This window comes from Thermococcus sp. 21S9, from assembly GCF_012027635.1.
In the GTDB taxonomy this organism is placed as follows: Archaea; Methanobacteriota_B; Thermococci; order Thermococcales; family Thermococcaceae; genus Thermococcus.
In genome coordinates this window covers 1-443 of record NZ_SNUS01000042.1, presented here as the reverse complement: position 1 = coordinate 443, position 443 = coordinate 1, and the positions used below count along the sequence as shown (strand labels likewise).

Genomic DNA, 443 nt, shown 5'->3' with positions numbered 1-443 from the left:
ATAACCACAATTTGGGTCAATAAACCTTACACTGAAATCTTAATTGAAAACTCCAAAGCTGTGATAAATGCATTGAACCAAAAGACACCAGTCATTCAACAAACTACAAAAGCAGAAAGCATCAATGTTATTTATGTTCTCTTGGCATTGGTTGTTGGAATTTCACTTGGAATGGCTGTCGGGGTTTTGATTAAGAAGTAGAAAAAAAGAAAATCTCACTCTCTCTTGTATGGCTTTCCATCCCACTTTGGTGGTCTTACCTTTCCTATTATTCCAGCAACGATGACTATTGTCACTATGTACGGCAGTGTAGCAACGAACTGCCATGGAACAACTTGTGAAACTGCTGGGTTTGTTCTCACCCACACTGAGAGGTTATCGAAGAATCCAAAGAGAAATCCACCGATTAATGCCCTTACTGGGTTCCAGCCACTGAATACCAT

At 39.7% G+C, this 443-nt stretch carries 2 pseudogenes; one reads left to right on the top strand and one right to left on the bottom strand.

The features are described 5' to 3' along the window. Window positions 1-201, top strand: a pseudogene (locus tag E3E28_RS11110) (ABC transporter substrate-binding protein); the annotation flags it as partial. A 14-nt stretch (window positions 202-215) separates the two neighbouring features. Here E3E28_RS11110 and E3E28_RS10860 read toward each other — a convergent pair. Continuing rightward, window positions 216-443, bottom strand: a pseudogene (locus tag E3E28_RS10860) (ABC transporter permease); the annotation flags it as partial.